Source organism: Rubrivirga sp. (assembly GCF_049648075.1).
Taxonomy (GTDB): Bacteria; Bacteroidota; Rhodothermia; order Rhodothermales; family Rubricoccaceae; genus Rubrivirga.
Genome location: NZ_JBARYR010000352.1, coordinates 1 through 1,630, shown reverse-complemented (window position 1 = coordinate 1,630; position 1,630 = coordinate 1). Strand labels below are relative to the sequence as shown.

Annotated in this window: 2 protein-coding genes and 2 rRNA genes; 3 read left to right on the top strand and 1 reads right to left on the bottom strand. The window is 55.3% G+C overall.

Annotation, left to right across the window (positions count from 1 at the left end):
- The 3 genes from WBA11_RS10380 to WBA11_RS10370 form a co-directional block, all read left to right on the top strand.
- Positions 1 to 319 (top strand): 23S ribosomal RNA (locus WBA11_RS10380); the annotation flags it as partial.
- Between the two features lie 128 nt (positions 320 to 447).
- Positions 448 to 562: ribosomal RNA gene (gene rrf / locus WBA11_RS10375) — 5S ribosomal RNA — on the top strand.
- Between the two features lie 266 nt (positions 563 to 828).
- The gene (locus WBA11_RS10370) at positions 829 to 1,050 is read left to right on the top strand and encodes a DUF3072 domain-containing protein (protein ID WP_424520621.1); all 222 of its coding nucleotides are present in this window, start codon (positions 829 to 831) and stop codon (positions 1,048 to 1,050) included.
- 54 nt (positions 1,051 to 1,104) lie between these two features.
- Here the strand turns inward: WBA11_RS10370 and WBA11_RS10365 are convergent.
- Positions 1,105 to 1,630 (bottom strand): hypothetical protein (locus WBA11_RS10365; RefSeq protein WP_424520620.1); only part of this gene is annotated, 526 nt, incomplete at its 5' end.

The following is a 1,630-nucleotide window of genomic DNA, read 5'->3' as shown; positions in this document are numbered from 1 at the left end:
GGTACGTGAGCTGGGTTTAGAACGTCGTGAGACAGTTCGGTCCCTATCTGCCGTGGGAGTAGGAGTTTTGAGAGGATCTGCCCTTAGTACGAGAGGACCGGGGTGGACATTCCTCTGGTGGAGCTGTTGTCACGCCAGTGGCATTGCAGCGTAGCTATGAATGGAAAGGATAACCGCTGAAAGCATCTAAGCGGGAAACCTACCTCAATACGAGAGCTCCCTTGAGAGTCGTGGAAGACCACCACGTTGATAGGCTGGGTGTGGAAGCATGGTGACATGTGAAGCTTACCAGTACTAATAACTCGATTGGCTTGATTCTTCGATCAGGCGCCCATGCGCGTTGGCCAGCACAGCCAGCGTGACAGGCTGTCCACTTCCCCTCATCCGGGAAGCGTGGACAAACGTGCTAGAACGATATCTTCTTTACACACCGCACCTTCGCGATAACCGGGTGGTTATAGCAAGGGGTCCCCACCCGATCCCATTCCGAACTCGGTCGTTAAGCCCCTTCGCGCTGATGGTACTACGTCTTAAGGCGTGGGAGAGTAAGTCGCTGCCCGGTTTTCACGGGGGTGCGGTGTCAGATTACAAGACTTTACAGCCTCCATAACGATTTCGAACAGCGACCCCGTCGGTCCGTGCCTCGTGCACGTCCGGCGGGGTTTTTTGTTGTCTGGATTTTCGGTCGTGCGATCTTTGGCAGACGAACCGACGCTGTTGGCGGTCTCAGTGTCTCGTAGACGGCATCACGCATGTCATCCACGCACTATCGTGCAACGATCATCGCTTGCCCGTGTTAAGAACATACACAGAACACGGAGATCCCCCATGACTGACACCCACATCGACAAGTCCGACATCGGCGGCAATGCGCAGAAGGATCCCGACAATTGGGTCACAGGCGACGAGGAGATGACAGGCGCGCAGAAATCCTACCTCATGACGCTATCTGAGGAAGCGGGCGTGGACTTCGACGCGAGCCTTACCAAAGCCGAAGCCAGTGTGCGCATCGACGAGCTCCAAGCCAAGACAGGCAGAGGCGACGTCTGACGCTCCTTGTTTGAGGCGAGGAGAACCTCGCCTCACTTCTGCAATGAGCGAAAGTTAGCGTGTGCGAGAGCAGACGATGGTTTTGATATAGCTTCGCGGTACATCCGGTCCAACACCCTGCAAAGCAAAGGTGCCGGAAAGCTGCGCCAGAGATTGAAAGCGCTTCAATCGGAAGGTTTTAGCCATTCCAAAGACTTGTGAGCGTGAACAGCCGCCCATTTGTTCGGCCACGAGATAGCTCACTCCATTATACCCCACTTCCAGACTGATTGGTACGAGTCGGCGTGGCGCACACACTAGACTGTCATCTCCGTAGCGAGCAAGCAGTCCGCCACGTTCGCGGATCACACGACACAACGCGATTGGTGACAGCAGAGTTTCCGGTAACGCATCTGCTTTGCGGTCAGAGGCTCCCGCACCTACCGGACGCATAAGCATCGCCCCTGCAAGCATGAACAACGGTCCTGTGACGGCAGTTCGCCGCGTCACCTCCGGCGTGCGAGGATTTAATTTTCTCAGAGTCTTGATTGAACAATTGCTCATAAAAGACCCATAGAACAAATCGTCCGCGCGTAGCGGG

Coding starts and splice junctions, on each gene's coding strand:
- WBA11_RS10370 (WP_424520621.1), top strand. CDS start 829: ATGACTGACACCCACATCGACAAGTCCGACATCGGCGGCAATGCGCAG.